The organism is Streptomyces sp. NPDC044033 (assembly GCF_056434425.1).
Genome location: NZ_JBWKFF010000003.1, coordinates 16,471 through 38,974 on the forward strand (window position 1 = coordinate 16,471; position 22,504 = coordinate 38,974).

20 protein-coding genes and 1 riboswitch are annotated in these 22,504 nt (G+C 70.4%); of the genes, 4 read left to right on the forward strand and 16 right to left on the reverse strand.

What is annotated here, in order from left to right:
- Positions 1-5: 5 nt before the first annotated feature.
- The 6 genes from AC07AB_RS07595 to AC07AB_RS07620 all read right to left on the reverse strand — a co-directional run bounded on the left by AC07AB_RS07595 (position 6) and on the right by AC07AB_RS07620 (position 7,149).
- On the reverse strand, positions 6-1,244 hold the full coding sequence (locus AC07AB_RS07595; RefSeq protein ID WP_478561672.1) for a gluzincin family metallopeptidase: 1,239 nt from the start codon (positions 1,242-1,244) through the stop codon (positions 6-8).
- An 86-nt stretch (positions 1,245-1,330) separates the two neighbouring features.
- A complete protein-coding gene (locus tag AC07AB_RS07600; protein WP_478561675.1) occupies positions 1,331-2,365 on the reverse strand; it encodes a C40 family peptidase in 1,035 nt (344 codons plus the stop codon).
- A 226-nt stretch (positions 2,366-2,591) separates the two neighbouring features.
- Positions 2,592-3,644 (reverse strand): C40 family peptidase, encoded by a 1,053-nt coding sequence (locus AC07AB_RS07605; protein WP_478561678.1) that lies wholly within the window; start codon positions 3,642-3,644, stop codon positions 2,592-2,594.
- Positions 3,645-4,186: 542 nt separating this feature from the next.
- Complete coding sequence (locus tag AC07AB_RS07610; RefSeq protein ID WP_478561681.1) at positions 4,187-5,245, reverse strand: C40 family peptidase; 1,059 nt, start codon at positions 5,243-5,245, stop codon at positions 4,187-4,189.
- Between the two features lie 285 nt (positions 5,246-5,530).
- On the reverse strand, positions 5,531-6,892 hold the full coding sequence (locus AC07AB_RS07615; protein WP_478561684.1) for an NYN domain-containing protein: 1,362 nt from the start codon (positions 6,890-6,892) through the stop codon (positions 5,531-5,533).
- Between the two features lie 17 nt (positions 6,893-6,909).
- Entirely contained in the window at positions 6,910-7,149 is a 240-nt protein-coding gene (locus AC07AB_RS07620) for a hypothetical protein (RefSeq protein WP_478562611.1), read from the reverse strand.
- A 160-nt stretch (positions 7,150-7,309) separates the two neighbouring features.
- On the opposite strand from AC07AB_RS07620, the gene AC07AB_RS07625 reads away from it, so the two are divergent.
- Both AC07AB_RS07625 and AC07AB_RS07630 read left to right on the forward strand, forming a co-directional pair.
- Positions 7,310-8,056, forward strand: a complete 747-nt coding sequence (locus tag AC07AB_RS07625; protein WP_478561687.1) for a rhomboid family intramembrane serine protease — start codon at positions 7,310-7,312, stop codon at positions 8,054-8,056.
- Between the two features lie 38 nt (positions 8,057-8,094).
- The gene (locus tag AC07AB_RS07630) at positions 8,095-8,376 is read left to right on the forward strand and encodes an Lrp/AsnC ligand binding domain-containing protein (RefSeq protein WP_363230699.1); all 282 of its coding nucleotides are present in this window, start codon (positions 8,095-8,097) and stop codon (positions 8,374-8,376) included.
- Between the two features lie 39 nt (positions 8,377-8,415).
- Here the strand turns inward: AC07AB_RS07630 and AC07AB_RS07635 are convergent, their stop codons facing one another.
- The 6 genes from AC07AB_RS07635 to ctaE all read right to left on the reverse strand — a co-directional run bounded on the left by AC07AB_RS07635 (position 8,416) and on the right by ctaE (position 15,641).
- Complete coding sequence (locus tag AC07AB_RS07635; protein WP_478561690.1) at positions 8,416-9,822, reverse strand: aminotransferase class V-fold PLP-dependent enzyme; 1,407 nt, start codon at positions 9,820-9,822, stop codon at positions 8,416-8,418.
- Positions 9,823-10,045: 223 nt separating this feature from the next.
- Positions 10,046-10,163, reverse strand: a riboswitch (SAM riboswitch).
- Between the two features lie 112 nt (positions 10,164-10,275).
- Positions 10,276-11,340: an anthranilate phosphoribosyltransferase gene (gene trpD / locus AC07AB_RS07640; protein WP_478561693.1), complete on the reverse strand. Its 1,065-nt coding sequence runs from the start codon at positions 11,338-11,340 to the stop codon at positions 10,276-10,278.
- Between the two features lie 134 nt (positions 11,341-11,474).
- The gene (qcrB, locus tag AC07AB_RS07645; RefSeq protein WP_478561696.1) at positions 11,475-13,097 is read right to left on the reverse strand and encodes a cytochrome bc1 complex cytochrome b subunit; all 1,623 of its coding nucleotides are present in this window, start codon (positions 13,095-13,097) and stop codon (positions 11,475-11,477) included.
- Positions 13,094-14,149 carry a cytochrome bc1 complex Rieske iron-sulfur subunit gene (gene qcrA, locus AC07AB_RS07650; protein WP_478561699.1) on the reverse strand — a complete coding sequence of 352 codons (1,056 nt, stop codon included), beginning with the start codon at positions 14,147-14,149 and terminating at the stop codon, positions 13,094-13,096. The genes qcrB and qcrA overlap by 4 nt, the downstream gene beginning before the upstream one ends.
- Complete coding sequence (gene qcrC / locus AC07AB_RS07655; RefSeq protein ID WP_478561701.1) at positions 14,146-14,955, reverse strand: cytochrome bc1 complex diheme cytochrome c subunit; 810 nt, start codon at positions 14,953-14,955, stop codon at positions 14,146-14,148. The genes qcrA and qcrC overlap by 4 nt, the downstream gene beginning before the upstream one ends.
- 65 nt (positions 14,956-15,020) lie before the next feature.
- The gene (ctaE, locus tag AC07AB_RS07660; protein ID WP_030883750.1) at positions 15,021-15,641 is read right to left on the reverse strand and encodes an aa3-type cytochrome oxidase subunit III; all 621 of its coding nucleotides are present in this window, start codon (positions 15,639-15,641) and stop codon (positions 15,021-15,023) included.
- 271 nt (positions 15,642-15,912) lie between these two features.
- On the opposite strand from ctaE, the gene AC07AB_RS07665 reads away from it, so the two are divergent.
- Positions 15,913-16,314: a hypothetical protein gene (locus tag AC07AB_RS07665; protein WP_478561704.1), complete on the forward strand. Its 402-nt coding sequence runs from the start codon at positions 15,913-15,915 to the stop codon at positions 16,312-16,314.
- A 22-nt stretch (positions 16,315-16,336) separates the two neighbouring features.
- On the opposite strand, the gene AC07AB_RS07670 is transcribed toward AC07AB_RS07665, so the two are convergent.
- The 4 genes from AC07AB_RS07670 to ctaC form a co-directional block, all read right to left on the reverse strand.
- Complete coding sequence (locus AC07AB_RS07670; protein ID WP_478561707.1) at positions 16,337-17,584, reverse strand: L,D-transpeptidase; 1,248 nt, start codon at positions 17,582-17,584, stop codon at positions 16,337-16,339.
- A gap of 115 nt (positions 17,585-17,699) precedes the next feature.
- On the reverse strand, positions 17,700-18,098 hold the full coding sequence (locus AC07AB_RS07675) for a cytochrome c oxidase subunit 4 (protein ID WP_478561709.1): 399 nt from the start codon (positions 18,096-18,098) through the stop codon (positions 17,700-17,702).
- Positions 18,095-19,831, reverse strand: a complete 1,737-nt coding sequence (gene ctaD, locus AC07AB_RS07680; protein ID WP_478561712.1) for an aa3-type cytochrome oxidase subunit I — start codon at positions 19,829-19,831, stop codon at positions 18,095-18,097. The genes AC07AB_RS07675 and ctaD overlap by 4 nt, the downstream gene beginning before the upstream one ends.
- The gene (gene ctaC / locus AC07AB_RS07685) at positions 19,828-20,796 is read right to left on the reverse strand and encodes an aa3-type cytochrome oxidase subunit II (RefSeq protein ID WP_478561715.1); all 969 of its coding nucleotides are present in this window, start codon (positions 20,794-20,796) and stop codon (positions 19,828-19,830) included. Before ctaC ends, ctaD begins: the two co-directional genes overlap by 4 nt.
- 270 nt (positions 20,797-21,066) lie before the next feature.
- On the opposite strand from ctaC, the gene AC07AB_RS07690 reads away from it, so the two are divergent.
- On the forward strand, positions 21,067-22,479 hold the full coding sequence (locus tag AC07AB_RS07690) for an aminotransferase class V-fold PLP-dependent enzyme (RefSeq protein ID WP_478561718.1): 1,413 nt from the start codon (positions 21,067-21,069) through the stop codon (positions 22,477-22,479).
- The last annotated feature ends 25 nt before the right edge of the window (positions 22,480-22,504 follow it).

A 22,504-nucleotide genomic window follows, 5' to 3' on the forward strand; every position in this document is an offset into this window, starting at 1 on the left:
CCCTCTCAGCCCAGTTCGGCCTTCATGTACGTGCGCCAGCGCGCGGTGAACTCCTTGGTGTCCAGGCCCAGTACGTCGTGGAGCGCCGCCTCCACCGCCCCCGCCCGCTGCCGGCCGGCGCCCACCGCGCGGTACAGCTCGACGAGTTTCGCGTCGCCCCACTTGTCGGCGATCAGGCGGCAGGCGAGCCAGCCCTCCTCGTACGCCCGGGCCAGCCGCTGGGCCTCGCCCGCGAAGCCGAAGTCGGAGTCGGCCGGCAGCTTCGCGGGCAGTTCGCCGCGCGACACGGCGCGGGCCAGCTCGGGGGCCGCCTCGCGGGCCGTACGGCCGGTGGCACGGTAGCCGGCCCAGTCCGCGAAGCCCTCGGACAGCCACAGCGGCGTGGCCGACGAGGTGTACGGGCGGGTGGCCACATGGGTCGTCTCGTGGGTGAGCACCACCTGGCGGCCGAGGGTGCCGAGGCTGCCGTACGCCTCGGGGTTGACGATCACCCGGTCGGCGGGCGCCGCGCCCGCGCCGCCGATCTCGCCGGTGGTGACGGCCGCGATGCCGCTGTAGGACGCCGGGGGCTCGCTGAGCAGGCCGGCCATCCGCTCCAGCGAGGCGGGCAGTTCGACCACCACCCGGTGCGCCCACGCGCCCCGCCAGGCGGCGTCCACGGCGGGTACGGCCCGGTCGGCGTCGTCCGCGAGCGCCCGCAGCCTGGCGCGGTCCTGGCCGACGCCCATCACGAGGCTGTGCGCGCCCCGTACGACGGTGACCGGTCCCTGGTCCCAGAGCTGGCTGCCGCCGCCCACCTCCGCGGCCACGTACCACCGGCCGCCGCGCTCGGCCAGCGTCAGCTTCCGCTCGACGGTGACGGGCGCGGTGTCGTACCCGGCGAGCCGGTAGCGGAGGTCGGCCCGTACGGCGAGGCGCCTGCCGCCGCCCGCCGCCGGGGCGAAGCCGCCCGTGCCGCGCACCCGGTACTCCCAGGAGGCCAGCGGCACTTGGGAGAGGTTGCCGAACACCTTCCGCTGCCGCGCCCGCAGGGCCGTGGCGTCCCGGTCGACGGTGGCCAGATAGGTGGTCTCGTCCCGCTCCCGCACCGCCGCGGCCCGCCGGTCCAGCATCTGCTGGACGCCCTTCGCGCTGGTGTCCGGGTCCTCGGCGGAGCCGCATCCGCCGAGCCCCGGCAGGGCGAGCACCGCCACCGCCGCACTGAGCACCGTCCGCCGCCCGACCTGCCGCCTCTGAGCTGCCACGCCCCGATCGTACGGGCGGCGCGGGCCCAGGCCCTGCCGTCGGACGCCCGCCCTCCGGTCGAATGACGGGGGTTCGACGACAGGTCCTACGGCCGGGTCACCGAGGAGATGGGCATCATGCCGACCGGATCGGAGCGGACCGACGCCCCCGGGTAAGGGGCGTGCACCACCTGCCCGTTGCCGACGTACATCCCCACGTGGCTGGCGTCGTCGCGGTACACGACGAGGTCGCCGGGGCGCGCCTGGCCCACCGATACGTGCTGCCCGGCGTTGCGCTGCGCCTGCGAGGTGCGCGGCAGCGACACCCCGGCGCGCCCGTACGCCCACTGCATCAGCCCCGAGCAGTCGAAGGAGCCGGGGCCCGACGCGCCCCACACGTACGGGGACCCCATCGCGCCCCGTACGGCCGCGACGGCGGCAGCGGCCCGCCCGGACGCGGCGGCGCCGCCCGCGATGTCCGGCAGCGAGGTGGGGCGGTCGCCGGAGCGCGAGGCCCGGTCGTACGCCTGGCGCTGGGCGTCGGACAGCGAGTTGAGCAGCTTGCGCGCGGTGGCGAGCTTCCGCTCGACGTCCCGCTTGTGCTCCCGGACCGCCGCGCGGCTGTCCTCCAGGTCGGCCAGGAGCCGGGACGCCTCGACGCGTTCCTGTCCCAGGGCGCGCTGGGCCCCCTGGAGCGAGCGCAGTTGTCCGGCCTGGCGGCCCGAGAGGCGGTCGAGGGTGGCCGCCTTGTCGAGGTAGCCGTCCGGGTCGGAGGAGAGCAGCAGCTGCACGGCGGGGTCGATGCCGCCGGAGCGGTACTGGGCGCCGGCGATGGCGCCGAGCGCCGTGCGCATCCGGTTGACGCGCTCCTGGCCGCGCGCCGCGTGGTCCTGGATGCGCGCCACCTCGTCGCGCAGCCTTCCGCTGCGCTCCCCCGCCGCGTTGAACCGCTCGGTGGCCCGCTCGGCCTGCTCGTAGAGCCGGTCCACACGGGCCTTGACGGTCTTGGTGCTCGCGTGGTGCTCTCCCGGCTCGGCGCCGGCCGGGGTCGCCGTCAGCGCGGCCGCGGCGGTGGCCACGGCCACGGAGACGATGGTGGCCTGGGTGAGCCCGGACTGCCTGGGTCGGCGATGGGACGCCACTGGAAGCCGCACTCCCTTCCGCTGTGTGCGGCCCCTGCCGCCCGGGGACGGGCGTACGACATGCCGGAGAACCGCGCGCCAGACAGTAGCCGCGCGATCACCCCGGGTCCACGGACCGCGCCGAGAGCCAAACGCGACGCCCCACCGGAGACGCAGGTCACCGGCGGGGCGCTCAGTCAGCGGATGTTGCCGCGATTCGCCCGAACGGGCGGCGTGGCGGGGAGTTTCAGCCGACGCGGACGCCGAACTGGAAGGACATGTTGTCCATCGACTCATAGCGCACGTTGGCGCCGGTGTGGGGGGCGTGCAGCACCTGGCCGTTACCCGCGTACAGCCCGATGTGGGTCAGCTCGGAGTTGAACAGCACCAGGTCGCCCGGCTTGAGCTGACTCCGCGTCAGGCGCTGACCGTCGCTGGCCTGGGCCTGGGACGTGCGGTCGAGGTGGACGCTGGCCTGCGCGTACGCCCAGCCGGTCAGCCCGGAGCAGTCGAACGAGTTGGGACCCGTGGCGCCCCACACGTAGGGGGTGCCGATCTTGGTCTTCGCGGCGGCCAGCGCGGCGGCGGCACGCCCCGACTCGGGGACGTCGTGACCGAGGTCGGCATGGCTGCCGGAGCCGGAGCGGTCGGCATGCGAGTCGGAGGAGGAGCCCGCGTTCTCCTGCTTCTCCAGCTCCGCCTTCTCCTTGGCGGTCAGGGTGTTGAGGAGCTTCTGGGCGTCGGACAGCTTGCCCTGGACCTCCTTCTTCTTACTCTCCAGCACCTTGCGGGTGTCCGCGAGGTCGGCGAGCTTCCCGGCCGCCTCCTCGCGCTCCTGCTTCAGCGTCCGCTGCTTGTCGCGGATCTGCTTGAGCGCGTCGGCCTGCTTGGTGGAGAGCTGGTCGAGAGTGGACGCCTTGTCGAGATAAGTGTCCGGGTCCGAGGAGAGCAGCAGCTGCACGGCGGGGTCGATGCCACCGGAGCGGTACTGCGCCGTGGCCATCGCACCGAGGCTGCCGCGGAGCTTGTTCAGCTCCTCCTGGCCCCGCGCGACCTTGTCCTGCTGGGCGCTGACCTGCTTCTCCAGCTTGTCCTGCTTCTCCTTGGCCCCGTTGAACTTCTCAGTGGCCTCTTCCGCCTTCTCATAGAGAGCGTCGACCTTCGCCTTGACTTCCTTCTTCTCCGGCTTGGGGTCGGCGTGTGCGGCCTGGGACGTGAGAGCGACGGCTGCGGCGGCGGTCACGGTGAGTACGGTCACCCGCGTGCGGCTCGCTTGCTTGGGTCGACGGTGGGACGCCACGAAGGCGAGCTCCTTCATCCTCCAGCCGCCTACCGGGCCTGGTGGGGGGATCCTGATCACCCCGGCTCCGTGTGAACTCCACGGACTCGGCGGGACCTTCACCGTCATCCCGGATGGATGATCGACCGCGCGAAGGTTCGAGGCCCGACCCTAGTGACCTTCTTGTGATCCGTTCAAATCCTCATAGGCAAAATCTGCCCCCTGAGTACATCTTTTACCAACAGAACACGCATGGTGATGATTATCTGACACTCAGGCATCGTCAATGAGGCGACCGTTCGGATGAAACCAGACAGGCGCACGCAAGTCGCTTGAGCGGCAAAACCGATGCCACCAGCCAGACCCCGGCCTTCACCACGCCTCCCGCCGCGTTGAACCGCCGATGGCCCGCTCGGCCTGCTCGTGGAGCCGGTCCACCCGGGGTCCACGGAACGCGCCGTGGGGCGAACGCGACACCCCGCCGGGGACGCAGGTCACCGGCGGGGTGCTCAGTCAGCGGCCCCGGCCGCGATTCACCCGAACGGGCGTTGCGGCAGGGAGTTTCAGCCGACGCGGACGCCGAACTGGAAGGACATGTTGCTCATCGGCTCGAAGCGTATGTTGACGCCGGTGTAGGGGGCGTGCAGCACCTGGCCGTTGCCCGCGTACAGCCCGATGTGGCTCAGGTCGCTGTTGAACAGCACCAGGTCGCCCGGCTTGAGCTGACTCTGCGTCAGGTGCGGGCCGTCATTGGCCTGGGCCTGGGACGTGCGGTCGAGGGTGACGCCGGCCTGCGCATACGCCCATTGGACCAGCCCGGAGCAGTCGAAGGAGCTGGGGCCGGCCTGGCCCCACCCGTACGGGAGGCCGATCTTGGTCTTCGCGGCGGCCAGTGCGGCGGCGGCGCGCTGCGAGTCGGGGACGTCGTGGCCGAGGTCGGCATGGCTGCCGGAGCCGGAGCCGGAGCGGTCGGCGTGCGAGTCGGAGGAGGAGCTCGCGTTCTCCTGCTTCTGCAGTTCCGCCTTCTCCTTGGCGGTCAGGGTGTTGAGGAGCTTCTGGGCGTCGGACAGCTTGCCCTGGACTTCCTGCTTCTTCTCTTCCAGCGCCTTGCGGGTGTCCGCGAGGTCGGCGAGCTTGCCGGACGCCTCCGCGCGCTCCTGCTTGAGCGTCCGCTGCTTGTCGCGGATCTGCTTGAGCGCGTCGGCCTGCTTGGTGGAGAGCTGGTCGAGAGTGGACGCCTTGTCGAGATAGGTGTCCGGGTCCGAGGAGAGCAGCAGCTGCACGGCGGGGTCGATGCCGCCGGAGCGGTACTGCGCCGTGGCCATCGCACCGAGGCTGCCGCGGAGCTTGTTCAGCTCCTCCTGGCCGCGCGCGACCTTGTCCTGCTGGGCGCTGACCTGCTTCTCCAGCTTGTCCTGCTTCTCCTTGGCCCCGTTGAACTTCTCAGTGGCCTGCTCCGCCTCATGGTAGAGAGCGTCGACCTTCGTCTTGACTTCCTTCTTGTCCGGCTTCGGGGCCGCGTTCGCGGCCTGGGACGTGAGAGCGACGGCTGCGGCGGCGGTCGCGGTGATCACGGTCACCCGCGTACGGCTGGCTCGCTTGGGTCGACGGTGGGATGCCACGAAGTCGAGCTCCTTCATCCTCCAACCGCCTACCGGACCTGGTGGGAAACACCCCGGCTCCGCGTGAACTGCACGGACTCGGCGGGACCTTCACCGTCATCCCGAATGGATGATCGACCGCGCGAAGGTTCGAGGCCCCGACCCTAGTGATCTTCTTGTGATCCGTTCAAATCCTCATGGGCAAAATCCGCCCCCTGAGCACATCCTTTACCAACAACGCACACACAGTAGTGATGAACTGACGCTCAGGCACCGTAAGTCAGACGACTGTTCGGATCGAAGCGATCAGGTGCGCGCAAGTCGCTTGAGCAGCAAGGCCGATGCCACCGGCCGGGCCCCGGCCTTCGCCACGCCGTCGGCCACCTCGCGGTCGGTGGAGACCACCACGACCGGCCGGCCCGCCGGTTCGGCCCGTACGAGCTGCCGGATCAGCTCGTCCGCGGTCACGCCCGGCTTGCTGAACAGCACCCGCACCCCGCGCGGCGGCGCGAGCAGCACCGGGGCGACCAGTTCGGCGCCGTCGAAGACACAGGTCATCTCCGCGCCCGTCTGCGCCGCCAGCACCGCCAGCCCGCCCAGCAGCCGCAGCCGCTGCTTGTCCAGCGGCATCGTCGGATAGCCGGTCTTGGTGACGTTGTAGCCGTCCACCACCAGATGCGCCTGGGGCAGCGCGAGCAACTGGTCGAGCAGCGCCGGGTCCATCTCGGAGAGCGCGCGCGTCGCGATGTCCTTCGGCGTCATCTTCCCCGGCTCCACGGCCTCCACCGTGTCCGCCGGGTGCACGGACGCGGGCGGCAGCGCCAGCTCGCGCCGCAGCCCCTGCGCGGCGTCCAGCACCGTGTCCAGCAGCAGCCGCAGCCGCATGTCCTCGACGCTGCGCCCCTCGCGGGCCGACCGCCGGCTCGACTCCAGCGCCGACTCGGCCTCGGCGAGCCGCGCCTTGAGCCGCCGCGCCTCACTGTCGGCCGCCGTCTTCTCGGCCGCCGCCGACGCCCGCAGCGCCTCCAGCGCCGCCTCGGCCTTGCGCACCGCCGCCTCGCCGCGCCGTACATCGCTCACCGCGCTGCGCAGCTTGCGCTGATGGCCGTCGGCCTCCTTGCGGGCCGCGTCCAGCTCCTGGCGGACCCGCTCGACCTCCGTACGGGCCGCCCCGCGCGCCTCGGCCAACTCCTCGCGCAGCCGCCGCAGCTCGCGCTGGGCCTCCTCGCCCGCCCGCTCGGCGGTGGCGCGCTGCGCCTCCTCACCGGCCGCCGCCACCAGCTTGGCCCAGCCCACCGGCCGCATCACATAGGCGACCGCGGCCACGTCCACCGGGTCCGCGGCGGCGGGCGGCGCCCCGTTGTCCAGCGCCTCGGCCAGCTCCGGCTGCGCCTCGCGCAGCCGGGCCGCGATCCGCTGCCGGAAGACGGCGTCGCCCTCGATCGCCGCGGCCATCGCGGTGCCCGCGAACTTGGCCCGGCGACTGGGCGTGAAACGGGCGTACTGCCGCAGCTGGGGCGGGAGTTCGGAGACGGTCAGCCCACCGAAGGCGTCCGCGACCAGCGCCACGACCCGGCGCCGCACCGCCTCCGGGAGGGGGCGGTCGAGCGCCTCGAAGGCGCCTTCGGCGTCACCGGCCGCACCCTCGTCGCCTGTGTGCTGGGCCACCGCTCATCGCTCCGTTCTCAGGCGCTCGCGCCCGGCCGGCCGACCAGCTCGATCTGGTCGGCCGCGTTGCACCAGCGGCAGCGCACGGACTCGATGGTCTCACTGACGACCTCGTGTTCCTCGACCGTCGGCTCTCCGGCGAGGTCGAGGTGCACATAGTCGACGGCCTTGGTCGAGCGGGTCACGTCGAAGCGGGTGAGGTTGCCGCACAGCGTGCAGCGCCACCGAGTCTCGGCTGTCGGCTGGGGAACGCCCATCGTGTCGTCCGTCCTCATGTCTTCTCGCGGGTTGTTCTCGCGGACCGCGGTGCGCCGTCGAACTGCGGGAGTGCTTTCCGTAACCCTACGGCCTGGTGCTGCCGCGCCGCCCCGGCGAGGCGCTCCGTACAGGTTCCACCCGGTACGAGATGATCCGGGCATGATCAAGAAGGCGGCGGGCGGCAGGGCCGGCACCCCGGCGGGCCCCGTCGTGACCTACGCCCTCATCGGCCTGAGCTGCCTGGTCTTCCTGATCGGCCCCGCCTCCGGCTTCAACCGGGCGTACGGCACGGACGCCGGCCTGATCGCCGCGCAGACGGCCTACTTCGAACGCTGGGGCATCGTGCCCGCCGATCTGTGGCGCGGTGCGCCGCTGGAGCCGCTCACTCCGCTCACCGCCCTGTTCGTGCACGGAAACTGGCTGCACCTGCTGGGCAACATGCTCTTCCTCTTCGTCTTCGGCGCGATGACGGAGGAGCGTATGGGCCGGTTCCACTTCGCCGTCTTCTACGTCGCCACCGGCTACCTGGCACTGCTCGGCTACGCCACCGCGCACGCCGATTCCACCCAGGCCCTGGTCGGGGCGTCCGGAGCGATCTCCGGGGTGCTCGGCGCGTTCCTCTGCCTCTTTCCCCGGGCGCGGGTGACGAGTCTCTTTCCTTTCCTCTTCTTCCTGCCGCTGCGCTTCCCCGCCTGGGCCGTGCTGATCTTCTGGTTCGTGCTCCAGTGGCTGGCCGCCCGCGCCGCCGATCCCCAGCCGGGCGTCGCCTACCTGGCCCACCTGGTGGGGTTCTCGCTCGGCTTCCTCTACGCGTGGGTCCGCTACCGGCGTCCGGCTAGAGTGAAAGGCGCGGCCCCGCCCAGCGAGGGGGCGCGCCCACCCGGGGACCCCGGCATCAGCGGCTGACGCCACGGGCCCCCGGACCCGCGAGGAGGAGCCAGCCTTTGATCACGTCGATCGTGCTCATCAAGACGAGCGTGGACCAGATCCCCGAGATCGCCGAGAAGATCGCCGCCCTTGAAGGCGTCAGCGAGGTCTATTCGGTCACCGGTGCCCACGACCTGATCGCGATGGTCCGCGTCGCCCGCCACGACGACCTCGCGGACGTCATCCCGGGCCGGATCAGCAAGGTGCCGGGCGTGGCCTCCACCGAGACCCACATCGCCTTCCGCACGTACTCGCAGCACGACCTGGAGGCGGCCTTCGCGATCGGCCTGGACGCGTAGCGCCCGGCGCCGCTTCGCGAAGGCGGCCGGCGGCGGGGCTCAGGCGGACACCGGCACGCAGCGCCCGCCCTCGGTGCGGTAGTCCCACTTGGCGCCGGACGTGACCAGCTCGCGTACGGCCCCCACGAACCGGTCGATGTGCTCGTCGGGGGTGCCCGCGCCGAAGCTGACGCGGATCGCGTTGAGCGAGCGCTCCCCCGGCGCGGCCTCGGGCGCGCCGCACTCGCCCACCTCGTCGCTCTCCGCCCCCAGCAGCGTCCGCACCAGCGGGTGCGCGCAGAAGAGGCCGTCGCGGACGCCGATGCCGTACTCGGCGGAGAGCGCCGCCGCGAAGTGCGAGCTGTTCCAGCCCTCCACCACGAAGGAGATGACACCGACCCGGGGGGCGTCGTCGCCGAAGAGCGAGAGCACCTTCACCTCGGGGACCTCGGCGAGCCCCTCGCGGACCCGCGCCACGAGCCGCTGCTCGCGCTCGACGAGCGTGTCGAATCCGGCCTCGGTCAGCGCCTTGCAGGCGGCGGCGATGGCGTAGACGCCGATCACGTTGGGCGAGCCGGCCTCGTGCCGGGCCTCGGTGTCGTGCCACTCCACGTCCACCCCGCCGTCCGCGCGCCGCTCGACCCTGCGGCTCGCGCCGCCGCCCGCGAGGTACGGCTCGGCCGCCAGCAGCCAGTCCCGGCGCCCGGCCAGCACACCCGAGCCGAACGGCGCGTACAGCTTGTGGCCGGAGAACGCGACCCAGTCCACGCCCGAGCCCGCCACGTCCACCGGGTGGTGCGGCGCCAGCTGCGCGGCGTCGAGCACGATCCGCGCGCCGTGCGCGTGGGCGGCCGCCGCCAGCTCCGGTACGGGCCACAGCTCGCCCGTCACATTGGACGCGCCCGTCACACAGACCAGCGCGGGCCCGTACGGCTCCCGGTCGGCCAGCGCCTTCTCCAGCGTCTCGACGGCCTGCGCCGGGGTGCGCGGCGCGTCGAGGTAGGTGACGGTGACATCGGAACCGGCCGCGCGCCGCTCCCACGGCAGCAGCGCGGCGTGGTGCTCGGTCTCGAAGACGAACACCCGGGTGCCCGGCGGGAGGGCCGCGGCGAGCAGGTTGAGCGAGTCGGTGGTGGAGCGCGTGAAGACCACCTGGTCGTCCGCGCGGCAGCCGAGGAAGTCCGCGACGTCGGCGCGGCTGTTCTCGAAGAGGTCGGTGGAGAGCTGCGAGAGGTAGCCCGCGCCGCGGTGCACGCTGCCGTAGTAGGGGGCGTAGGCGGCGACGTCGTCCCAGACCCGCTGTAGCGCGGGGGCGCTGGCGGCGTAGTCGAGCGCCGCGTAGGTGACCTCGCCGCCGGTGACCAGCGGAACGCTGACGTCCCGGCCGAGCACCGGCAGCGGCGGCACGGCCTCGGGAACGGCCGCGGTGGCGGCGGCGACAGTGGTGGCGGTGGCGTGTGCGGACATGCTGAACTCTCCCGGCGGTGCAGGCGGAATGTCTTCGGGTGCGCACGCGCTGGGGATCGCGTGCGGGATGCCTCGACGCACGGCTGGCGCCGCGTACGGAGGCATGAAGAGATCTGAGAAGACCTGAGGAAACCTCAGGGGATGTCAGAAAAGGGGCCGACGGCCCTATCGCATTCGCGTGCTCACGAGACTGCTCCCTCAAGACCAGGACCCCTGGACGAGGGGCCCGCGCTTGCCGAGGACCTTGCTGTCCACGACCTGGTCTTCACCCGGGGCACCCCGCCACGGACGGAGGGTTGCCGGACAGCGAGCCGGGGCCTGTGTCGCTGTCACTCATGACCTGTGCAGCATCTTGCCACACGATCTTCGATACGCAAGGCGCGGTCCGCACTGTGGACTGCGCCCTGCGTCACACGAAGCGCTCCGGCGGCCCGACGGGCACCGCGCGGAGCGTCAGGCGTTGCTCGCCACGACCCAGCGCTCCAGCGCGCCGCGCGCCGCGCCCGAGTCGATGGCCTCGGCGGCCCGGACGATCCCGGCCGAGATCTGCGCGGTGAGCGGCTCCCGTGTCGGCTCCAGCGCCACCAGCGCCGCCGCCGAGTTGAGCAGCACCGCGTCCCGTACGGGCCCGGTCTCCCCCGCGAGCAGCCGGCGCGCGACATCCGCGTTGTACGAGGCGTCCGCGCCCCGCAGCGCCGAGACCGGCACCAGGCCGATGCCGACGTCCCGCGGGTCGAACGCCTCCTCGCGGACCGCTCCGTCCCGCACGATCCAGACCCGGGAGGTCGCGGTCGTGGTCAGCTCGTCCAGCCCGTCGTCGCCGCGGAAGACCAGCGCGCTGGAGCCGCGCTCGGCGAGCACGCCGGCGAGGATCGGCGCCATCCGGGCGTCGGCGACCCCGGTGGCCTGGGCCTTGACCCGCGCGGGGTTGGTCAGCGGGCCCAGCACGTTGAAGGTCGTCCGGATGCCCAGCTCCCGCCGGGCGGCGGCCACATGACGCAGCGACGGGTGGAACTTCACCGCGAAGCAGAAGGTGATGCCCGCCTCCTCGGCGACCCGCACCACCTGCCGCGGGGGCAGGTCCAGGTTGACGCCGAGCTTCTCCAGCACATCGGAGGCGCCGCTGGCCGAGGACGCGGCGCGGTTGCCGTGCTTGACGACCTTCGCCCCGGTGCCGGCCACCACGATCGAGGACATGGTGGAGATGTTGACGGTCTTGGCCCCGTCGCCGCCGGTGCCGACGATGTCGATGGTGCGGCCGGGCACCTCGATGAGGTTGGCGTGCTCGTACATGGCCCGTACCAGCCCGGAGATCTCGGCGACGGTCTCGCCCTTGGCGCGCAGCGCGACCGCGAAGCCGGCGATCTGGGCGTCGCTCGCCTCGCCGCGCATGATGCGGTCCATGGCCCACGCGGTGTCGTCGGCGCCGAGGTCGCGGTGTTCCAGGAGCGCGTCCAGTACGCCCGGCCAGGTACGGGCCGTCGCGCTGTCGCCGCCTGCCGGGGTCGCAACGTTCATGGTCCACGCTCCTGGTGGTCGTCTGGGTTCGCGGGGCCAGCCTATCCAGGCGTACGGACAGCGAAGAGCCCCGTCCATGCGCTGGACGGGGCTCTCGCTGTGGCGATCAGCGGATGACGCGCTAAGGCGTGGGATCAGTGGTGGCCGTGGCCGCTCGTGATCTCCTCGTACTCCTCGGTGGTGGGCTTGGGGATCTGGGTCCCCTCGCCGTAGAAGCCCTTGGAGAGCTTCGCCCGGAGCTTGGTGGTCCGGCCGACCTTGCGCTCGACGCCGTTCTCGTCGACCTCGGGACCGGCCTCCAGCGGCTTGGGCTGGTCGTGCGCCGTGAGGGTGTGCAGCTGCTCCTGCGAGAGCGGCTCGTGGACCTCGACGAACTCACCGTGCGGCAGCCGCTTGATGATGCCGGACTCGCGCCCGTGCAGCACCTTGTCGCGGTCGCTGCGCTGGAGCCCGAGGCAGATCCGGCGGGTGGCGATGAAGACCAGCACCGGCACCACGAAGAAACCGACGCGGACGAACCAGGTGATCGCGTTGATCGAGAGGTGGAAGTGGGTGGCCCAGAGGTCGTTTCCACCGCCGACGAGCAGCACGAAGTACCAGCTGATCCAGGCGGCGCCGAACGCGGTGCGCGTCGGGGCGTTGCGCGGGCGGTCCAGCAGGTGGTGCTCCCGCTTGTCCCCGGTGACCCAGGACTCGATGAACGGGTACACCGCGATGGCGGCCAGCACCAGCGGGAAGATGATCAGCGGGATGAGCACGCCCAGGACCAGGGTGTGGCCCCAGAGGTTGATCTCCCAGCCAGGCATCACTCGGATCAGGCCCTCGGAGAAGCCCATGTACCAGTCGGGCTGGGCGCCCGTGGACACCTGGTCCGGCCGGTAGGGGCCGATCGCCCAGATCGGGTTGATCGTCGCGATGGCGGCGACGGCCGCGATCACGCCGAAGACCAGGAAGAAGAAGCCTCCGGCCTTGGCCATGTAGACCGGCAGCAGCGGCATGCCGACCACGTTCTTGTTCGTCCGGCCGGGGCCGGGGAACTGCGTGTGCTTGTGGTAGAAGACCAGGATCAGGTGCGCCACCAGCAGGCCGAGCATGATGCCCGGCAGCAGCAGGACGTGGATCGAGAAGAACCGCGGCACGAAGTCCGAGCCGGGGAACTCGCCGCCGAACAGGAACATCGAGATGTACGTGCCCACGATCGGCACGGACAGGATCGCGCCTTCCATGAACCGGACACCGGTGCCGGAGAGCAGGTCGTCCGGCAGGGAGTAGCCGGTGAAGCCGGTGAACATGCCCAGCACGAACAGCAGGAAGCCGAAGAGCCAGTTGATCTCGCGCGGCTTGCGGAACGCGCCCGTGAAGAAGACGCGCATCATGTGCACGAACATCGCCGCGAGGAAGATCAGCGCGCCCCAGTGGTGGATCTGCCGGATCAGCAGACCGCCGCGCACATCGAAGCTGATGTGCATCGTCGACTGGAAGGCGTCGGACATGTGCATGCCCTGCATGGGCACGTACGAGCCGTGGTACGTGACCTCTTGCATGCTCGGGTGGAAGAACAGCGTCAGATACACACCCGTGAGGATGATGATGATGAAGCTGTAGAGGCAGACCTCGCCCAGCATGAAGGACCAGTGGTCCGGGAAGATCTTGCGCATGTTGGCCTTGGCCAGGCCGTAGATGCCGAGCCGGCCATCCGCCCAGTCGGCCACCCGCTCACCGGCGGGCGCCTTGCGCTTGCTGCTTTCAGTACTCATCCGCGCTCCCAGAAGGCAGGACCGACGGGCTCGGCGAAGTCGCCCAACGCCTCTAGGTAGCCCTTGTCATTGACCTTGATCCGCAGCTGCGGCAGGGCGTGGCCGGCCGGGCCGAAGATCACGCGGCCGCCGTCGGAGAGGTCGAACGTCGACTGGTGGCACGGGCAGAGCACGTGGTGCGTCTGCTGCTCGTACAGACTGATGGGGCAGCCGACGTGGGTGCAGATCTTCGAGTAGGCGACGATGCCGTCCGCCGACCAGTCCAGTTCCTTCTTGTCCTTGATGTTCTCCGGCTGGATCCGGACGATCATCAGGGCCGCCTTCGCGATCTCCTTCTGGAAATCGTGGTCGTCCTCCTTCAGCCCTTCCGGCATGGCGAAGGTCAGCGAGCCCACCGAGATGTCCTCGGGCCGCAGCGGCTGATTGGTGTTCTGGTTGATCAGCAGCTTCCCCGAGGACCAGCGGGTGTGCCGGAGCTTGGTGCCCGGCAGCGGGCCGAGGTCGCGCAGCAGCATCACGCCGGAGAGCGGCACCAGGGCCAGCGCGCCGAACATGGTGTTGCGGATCAGCTTGCGGCGGCCGAAGGCCGACTCCTCGGCGCCCGCCTTGAAGTCGGCGAGAACCTTGGCCTTGACCTCGGGCTCCGCCGCGATCGCGTGGCGCTCGTCGGCGACCTCCACGTCGGACATCAGGGTGCGGGCCCAGTGGACCGCGCCCGCGCCGATGCAGAACAGCGCCACGCCGAGGGTGAGCCCCAGCGAGAAGTTCAGGGCGCTGATGTGGCCGATCGGGTAGACATAGATGATCTTGTCGACCGGGAAGGCCACGTACGAGGCGATGAAGCCGACCGTGGCCAGCATGGACAGCAGGAACAGGAACGCGATCACGCGCTCGGAGCGCTTGGCGGCCCGCTCGTCGACGTCCTGGACCCGGTGCTCGTGCGGCGGCAGTCCCGGGTCGGCGAACGGATCGGCGTGGGGGGCCACCGCACCGTCGTGCGTGTCGCCCTGCTCACTCGGCAGGTTCTCTTCTGGAATGTCTTGGCTACTCATGACTTCTTGGCCTTTGCGGTCCGGGCGGCGACCCAGATGGCGACGGCGATCAGCGCGCCGAGCCCGAAGATCCACGCGAACAGACCCTCGCTGACCGGGCCGAGCCCGCCCAGTTCGAGGCCGCCGGGGCTCTCCGACTTGTCGCTGTTGACCGCGCCGAGGTACGCGATGATGTCCTTCTTGTTCTTCTCCGGCATCGTCGTGTCGGGGAAGGAAGGCATGTTCTGCGGGCCGGTCTGCATGGCCTCGTAGATGTGCTTGGGGTCGACGCCCTCAAGCGACGGGGCGTACTTGCCGTTCGAGAGCGCGCCACCCTTGCCGGTGAAATTGTGGCACTGGGCGCAGTTCGTACGGAAGAGCTCCCCGCCCTTGGCGATGTCCGAGCCGTCCGGGTTGTACTGGCCCTTGGTCGGAACCGAGGGGCCCGCGCCGAGCGAGGCGATGTACGCGGCGAGCTGGTCGGTCTCGGCCTGCGAGTAGATCGCCTTCTTGCTGGGCGCCTGCGCGCCCTGCTGCTGCAGCGGCATACGGCCGGTGCTGACCTGGAAGTCCACGGCGGCGGCGCCCACGCCCACCAGGGGCGGGCCGTCGGAGCTGCCCTGACCGCCGGTGCCGTGGCAGCTTGCGCAGCCGACGGAGTAGAGCTTCTTGCCCTCCTCGATGGCAAGAGACTGGGCGGTGTCGTCGGCCTTGGCCTTGTCCGCCGGCGCGAACGCGGCGTACAGCCCCCCAGTTACCGCCAGCGCGAAGAGTAGGACGACGACCGCCGCCAGCGGATGGCGTCGTCGTGCGGAGAGCTTTTTCACGGATTACCCCGGTGTCAGGATCTTCTGCGTCGATGCTTCTGGACTGTGGTCCTGTGCGGGACCGATTACTTGATCAAGTAGATCGTGGCAAAGAGCCCGATCCAGACCACGTCGACGAAGTGCCAGTAATAGGACACGACGATGGCCGCCGTCGCCTGGTGATGAGTGAACCTCTTGGCCGCGTACGTCCTGCCCAGGACCAGCAGGAAGGCGATGAGTCCGCCCGTCACATGCAGGCCGTGGAAGCCGGTCGTCAGGTAGAACACCGAGCCGTACGGGTCGGAGGAGAGCGAGAGCCCGTCCTTCTTCACCAGGTCGGTGTACTCGAAGATCTGGCCGCCAATGAAGATCGCACCCATCACGAAGGTGATGGAGAACCACGTACGCAACTTCTTCACGTCGCCCCGCTCGGCGGCGAACACGCCGAGCTGGCACGTGAGAGAGGAGAGCACCAGGATCGTGGTGTTCGTCGCTGAGAACGGTACGTTCAGCGACGACGCCATTTCCTTCCAGTGGTCGGCTCCGGTCACCGATCGCAGGGTGAAGTACATCGCGAAGAGGGCCGCGAAGAACATCAGCTCGGAACTCAGCCAGATGATGGTTCCGACGCTGGTGAGGTTCGGCCGGTTGACCGAGGGGTGCGCATGCCCGGTATCTACTGCTGTTGCTGTCGCCACGACCGACATTATGTCGGTCCCTTATCTTGCGCTCACTCCGGGGGGTGCCGTTCGGTGTGTCAAGAGCGTATGCCCTGCTCGTACGGCCCATTCCGGACGTCCCCCGAAGGGGGGAAGCACACCCTGCGCCACCTCCTGCGCACCCTGCGCACAACCGCCCTGACGGCCCATCGGCCCGATCTTGATCCTGTCCGAACCCTCCACCGGCGCGGCGCTCGCGGAGTAGCATCCGCGCAACGGTCCGACCCACAACGGTGCTCTCTAGATGCGTGGAGGAACGATGCAGCCCACTGCCACGGTGCTGGTCTACAGCGATAACGCGGGCACCCGCGAGCAGGTGCGGCTGGCCGCCGGGCGCCGCCCCGCCACCGATGTGCCGCCGGTGGAGTTTTTGGAGTGCGCGACACTGCCGGCCGTCCTCAAGACCCTCGCGGAGCACCGCGTCGACGTGTGCGTGCTCGACGGCGAGACGGCCCCCGCGGGCGGCATGGGCGTCTGCCGGCAGATCAAGGACGAGGTGTTCGACTGCCCGCCCGTGCTGCTCCTCATCGGCCGCCCGCAGGACGCCTGGCTCGCCACCTGGAGCCGCGCCGAGTCCGCGGTGACCCACCCGCTGGACCCGGTGGCGTTCGCGGACGCGCTGGCCGCTCTGCTGCGCCCACGGGCGGCCGTACGGGCCTGACGGGCCGCAGCGGCCCGCCGGCTCACATCTGGGGGCGGAGGCGGGCCGCATCGGCAGGGTCGCTCCCTTCGCGCGTCCCGGCCTGCAGCGCGCTGCCCTTGCGCCACGCCTGCCAGTTCAGGTTCCAGTCGCCGAAGCCGTTGTCGAACGGCGTCATGGTCTCGCCGCCGCTGTTCACCACCTTGACGATGTCGCCGACCCGCACCGTGTCGAAGAACCAGCGGGCGGCCTCGGTGGACATGCCCGTACAGCCGTGGCTGACGTTGGCGGCCCCCTGGGACCCCGTGGACCAGGGCGCCGCGTGCACGTACTCGCCGCTCCAGGTGACCCGGGTGGCCCAGTGCACGGGCAGGTCGTAGGAGTCCGAGCTGCCTTCGGAGATGCCGATGCTGGTGCCGCGCATCCGTACGAAGGATTCCTGCCCCAGGACCACCTTGACCCCGTTGCGGGTGGAGAAGCCGGGCTTGCCGGTGGTGACGGGGATCGAGCGGATCTCCTTGCCGTTGCGCAGCACCGTCATGTAGTGCGCCCCGGCGTCCGTGATGGCCTCGACGCGGTCGCCCGTACGGAGCTTCAGGGGCTTCGAGGTGCCTCCGTAGAGGCCGGGTCCGGCCTTGATGCCCGCCAGGCCGCTGCGCACGTTCACCGTGGCGTGCGCGGGCCAGTAGTCGCGCGGGCGGTAGTGCAGGGTCCGGCCGTCCACCCAGTGCCAGGCGCCGTCCACCGAGGGCTGTGAGTCGACCTTCAGGGCCCGCTCGACCACGGCGCGGGCGGCGGGGTCCTTGACGGGCCGGCTGAGCTCGGCGGTGATGGGCTGCCCGACGCCGTACGTGCCGCTGTCCGGCCCGAACTTGACCCTCAGCAGGTTGTCGGCCGGAGCGGTGTCGAAACCGAGCGTACGGCGGCCCTGGGCGCCGTCCTCGTCCTCGGTGCTCACCCGCACGGTGTAGTGCGCCCCGGCGGCCAGCGGGACCGTGGAGCGCCAATGGGAGCCGTCGGCGTCGAGTTCGCCCCGTACGTACCGCCCCGCGGCGTCGGTGGCGGTGACGTCCGTGATCCGGTCCTCGCCCTTGGCGCGGACCTCCAGGGGCTTGTCCGGGTCGGCCTTGCCGCCGCCCTCGACGCCCGCGAAGGCGACCTGGCCGGCCGCGTCGTACGGCTTGTCGGCCAGCGGGTTCGACGATCCGCCGCATGCGGTGGACCCCACCGCGAGGGGGGCGAGCAGCAGTGCGCAGCTCAGCACGGTCCGGCAGCGAGGAGTGTGACTCATGGTCACACGGTAGGGACGATCGCCGCCCGCGGCCCGTGGGGCGAGTGCAAATGGGTCGGCCCCCGCACACCGTGGGGTGTGCGGGGGCCTGTTCCGCGCTGTGCGCCGGAGAGGACTACTGGTTCGCGTTCTCGCCGCGGTAGTACTCGAACACCCAGCCGAAGAGACCAACCATGATGAGCGGCGCCGAGAAGAACATCAGCCACCAGCCGAAGATGACGCCCATGAAGGCGAGCGCTCCGCCGATGCCCAGGGACAGCGGCTGCCAGCTGTGCGGGGAGAAGAAGCCCAGCTCACCGGCGTCGTCGGCGACGTCCGCGTTCTTGTTGTCCTGCGCCCCGGCGTCCACCCGGCGAGCCGTGAAGGCCAGGTAGAAGCCGATCATGACACTCAGGCCGAAGGCCATGAAGAGCGCCGTGGTGCCGGCGGCCTCCTTCGACCACACGCCATAGACGATCGCCATGACGAGGATGAAGGCGGCGAGCCAGATGAACATCCGTCCTTGGATCTTCACTTGCCGGCCTCCTTGCCGCCCGCGAGAGCCTTGTCGTCCTGCGGCCCGTGCGCGTTCTCAAGCTGGTCGAGCGCCGCGATCTCCGGGTGGTGCAAGTCGAACGCCGGGGATTCGGAGCGGATGCGCGGCAGCGTGAGGAAGTTGTGCCGCGGCGGCGGGCAGGAGGTCGCCCACTCCAGCGAGCGGCCGTAGCCCCACGGGTCGTCGACCTCGACCTTCTTGCCGTACTTGGCCGTCTTCCAGACGTTGTAGAAGAACGGCAGCATCGACAGGCCCAGCAGGAACGAGCTGATCGTCGAGATGGTGTTCAGCGTCGTGAAGCCGTCCGCGGCGAGGTAGTCCGCGTAGCGGCGCGGCATGCCCTCGACGCCCAGCCAGTGCTGCACCAGGAACGTGCCGTGGAAGCCCACGAACAGCGTCCAGAAGGTGATCTTTCCGAGCCGCTCGTCCAGCATCTTGCCGGTGAACTTCGGCCACCAGAAATGGAAGCCGGAGAACATCGCGAACACCACGGTGCCGAAGATGACGTAGTGGAAGTGCGCGACCACGAAGTACGAGTCCGAGACGTGGAAGTCCATCGGCGGCGAGGCCAGGATGACGCCGGTCAGACCACCGAAGGTGAAGGTGATCAGGAAGCCGACGGCCCAGAGCATCGGTGTTTCGAAACTCAGTGAGCCCTTCCACATAGTGCCGATCCAGTTGAAGAACTTCACACCGGTCGGTACCGCGATAAGGAAGGTCATGAAGGAGAAGAATGGCAATAGCACGCCGCCGGTGACGTACATGTGGTGCGCCCAGACGGTCACCGAGAGACCGGCGATGGAAATCGTCGCCGCGATCAGCCCGATGTAGCCGAACATCGGCTTTCGGGAGAAGACCGGAATGACCTCGGAAATGATGCCGAAGAATGGCAGCGCGATGATGTAGACCTCTGGATGGCCGAAGAACCAGAAGAGGTGCTGCCAGAGCAGTGCGCCACCGTTCGCGGCCTCGAACACTTGCGCGCCGAATTTGCGGTCCGCCTCCAGCGCGAGCAGCGCCGCGGCCAGGACGGGGAAGGCCAGCAGGACCAGCACACCGGTCAGCAGGACGTTCCAGCAGAAGATCGGCATCCGGAACATCGTCATGCCGGGTGCGCGCATGCAGATGATCGTGGTGATGAAGTTGACCGAGCCGAGGATCGTACCGAAGCCGGAGAGGGCCAGACCCATGATCCACATGTCGGCGCCGACGCCCGGCGAACGGATCGCGTCCGACAGCGGGGAGTAGGCGAACCAGCCGAAGTCGGCCGCGCCGTCCGGGGTGAGGAAGCCACCCACGGCGATGAGCGAGCCGAAGAGGTAGAGCCAGTAGGCGAACATGTTCAGCCGCGGGAACGCCACATCGGGCGCGCCGATCTGGAGCGGCATGATCCAGTTCGCGAATCCGGAGAACAGCGGCGTCGCGAACATCAGCAGCATGATCGTGCCGTGCATCGTGAACGCCTGGTTGAACTGCTCGTTCGACATGATCTGCGTGCCGGGACGGGCGAGTTCGGCGCGCATGAGCAGCGCCATGACGCCGCCAATGCAGAAGAACGCGAACGACGTGACCAGGTACAGCGTGCCGATCGTCTTGTGGTCGGTGGTGGTGAGCCACTTGACCACGGCGGCGCCGGGTTGCTTCTGGCGTACGGGCGGTGCTGCCGGAGCCGTATCGGCGGCGGCACCCTGGGATTCGTTGAGGATGCTCACTTGTTCTTGGTCTCCGCGTTCTTCGCGTGATCCGTCTGCGCGATGCCCGCCGGCTGGTAACCGGACTGACCGTTCTTCGCCAGCTCCTCAAGGTGCGCCTTGTACGCCTCGGGCGAGACTACCTTGACGTTGAAGAGCATGCGGGAGTGGTCCACGCCGCACAGCTCGGCGCACTTGCCGAGGAAGGTGCCCTCCTTGTTCGGGGTCACCGTGAAGCTGTTGGTGTGCGCCGGGAAGACATCCTGCTTCATCAGGAACGGCACCACCCAGAACGAGTGGATGACATCCCGCGAGGTGAGGACGAACTGGACGGTCTCGCCCTTCGGCAGCCACAGGGTCGGGCCCGGGTTGCCGGTGTCGGGGTTCCGCGTGGCCGGCGTACCGATCTCGTAGACACCCCCGGCGTTCTGGGGAGCCTTCGCCAGGTACCTGTCCGGGATGGCGGCGAGTTCCTTGTTGTCGCGGAGCGGCTTCGAAGGCCGGGGACTGCCCTTCACGTCCTCCAGATAGTTGAAGGCCCAGCTCCACTGGAAGCCCACCACGTTCACGACGTGGTCCGGCTTCTTGGGGTTGGTCATCAGCTTGTTCTCGTCACGGGCCGTGAAATAGAAGAGCACCGCGACGATGATGATCGGGACCACGGTGTACAACGCCTCGATGGGCATGTTGTACCGGGTCTGCGGGGGAACCTCGACCTTGGTCCTGGAGCGTCGATGGAAGATGACACTCCACAGGATCAGGCCCCACACCAGTACGCCCGTGGCGAGCGCAGCCGCCCACGAGCCCTGCCACAGAGAGAGGATCCGCGGCGCCTCTTCCGTGACAGGGGTGGGCATTCCGAGGCGGGGGAAGTCCTTGGATGTGCAACCGGTGGCGGTCGCCAGGACCAAGCCCGCGGCCAGCGCCTGCAGCAGCTTCCGCCGCACCGGGCGCCGCGACGAGCGGTCGGAGCCGTTGGGACTCACGTAGCGCCTTCCCGAGAGTCTCGCCCGCGATACCGGCTGCGGCCGTCTGATGGGTCGGTCGCCGGCCCGGCGCGGGCAGGGGTTTGGATGTTTATGCGGACCAAACCCTACTGGACGCTATTTGGGGTCGCGCGGGGAGGGTGCCCAACGCGCCGCGGTACTCCCCGAAGGGGTGGAATCCCCGGCTCCGCGAGCGTTCTGGAGGACCGTCAGCTCGGTGTCGGGACCGTGCACGGCCGCCCGGAGGGGCCGGGCGCTAGCGTTCGGCACGTGCCCTACTTCGATGCCGCGTCTGCCGCCCCCTTGCATCCGGTCGCCCGCGAGGCGCTGCTCGCCGCGCTGGACGAGGGGTGGGCCGACCCGGCCCGGCTCTACCGCGAGGGGAGGCGCGCCCGGCTGCTGTTGGACGCGGCGCGCGCCGCCGCCGCGCAGGAGGTGGGGTGCCGCCCGGATGAGCTGGTCTTCACCTCTTCGGGGACGCGTGCGGTCCACGACGGCGTCGCCGGCGCGCTCGCGGGACGTCGGCGTGTCGGCCGCCATCTGGTCGTCGGCGCGGTCGAACACTCCTCGGTACTCCATTCGGCCGCGGCCCACGAGTCGGTGGGCGGGTCGGCGACCGAGGTCGCGGTGGACCGTACGGGCCGGGCCGACCCGGCGGCGTACGCGGCGGCGTTGCGCGGCGACACCGCGCTGGCCGTGCTCCAGTCCGCCAACCACGAGGTGGGCACGGAGCAGCCGGTGGGCGAGGTGGCAGAGGCGTGCCGGGCGGGCGGGGTGCCGCTGCTCGTGGACGCGGCCCAGTCGCTGGGCTGGGGCGCCGTCCCCGCGGGCTGGTCGCTGCTGACCGCGAGCGCGCACAAGTGGGGCGGCCCCTCGGGGGTCGGGCTGCTGGCCGTACGGAAGGGGGTGCGGTTCGCGCCCCAGGGCCCGGCGGACGAGCGGGAGTCGGGACGCGCGCCGGGGTTCGAGAACCTGCCCGCCATCGTGGCGGCGGCGGCCTCGCTGCGGGCCGTACGGGCGTCCGCGGAGGCCGAGGCCGCGCGGCTGCGGGAGCTGGTGGACCGCATACGGACGCGGGTACCGCGGCTGGTGCCGGACGTGGAGGTGGTCGGCGACCCGGTGCGCAGGCTCCCCCACCTGGTGACGTTCTCGTGCCTCTACGCCGACGGGGAAGCGCTGCTGCACTCCCTGGACCGGGCCGGGTTCTCCGTGTCCTCGGGCTCCTCGTGCACGTCGAGCACGCTGACGCCGAGCCATGTGCTGCGGGCGATGGGGGTGCTCTCCGAGGGGAATGTGCGGGTCTCGCTGCCGGTGGGCACCTCGGCGGAGGACGTGGAGCGCTTCCTCGCGGTGCTCCCGGAGACGGTCGCGTCGGTCCGCGACCACCTGTCCGCGCCGTCCCCCGCGGCCCCCGCGGCCTCCGCCTCCCCTTCCCCCTCCCCGCAGAGCGCCGCCGACGCGGATCTGGTCGTCGACGCGGTGGGCAAGCGCTGCCCGCTCCCGGTGATCGAACTGGCCAAGGTCATCGGGGACGTCCCGGTCGGCGGCACCGTCACGGTGCTGGCGGACGACGAGGCGGCGCGCCTGGACATCCCGGCGTGGTGCGAGATGCGCGACCACGACTACGCCGGGGAGCGCGCGGCGGAGCGCGGCACCGCCTACGTGGTGCGGCGCCGGGGATAGGGCACGGTCCTCGCCGGGCGGGACG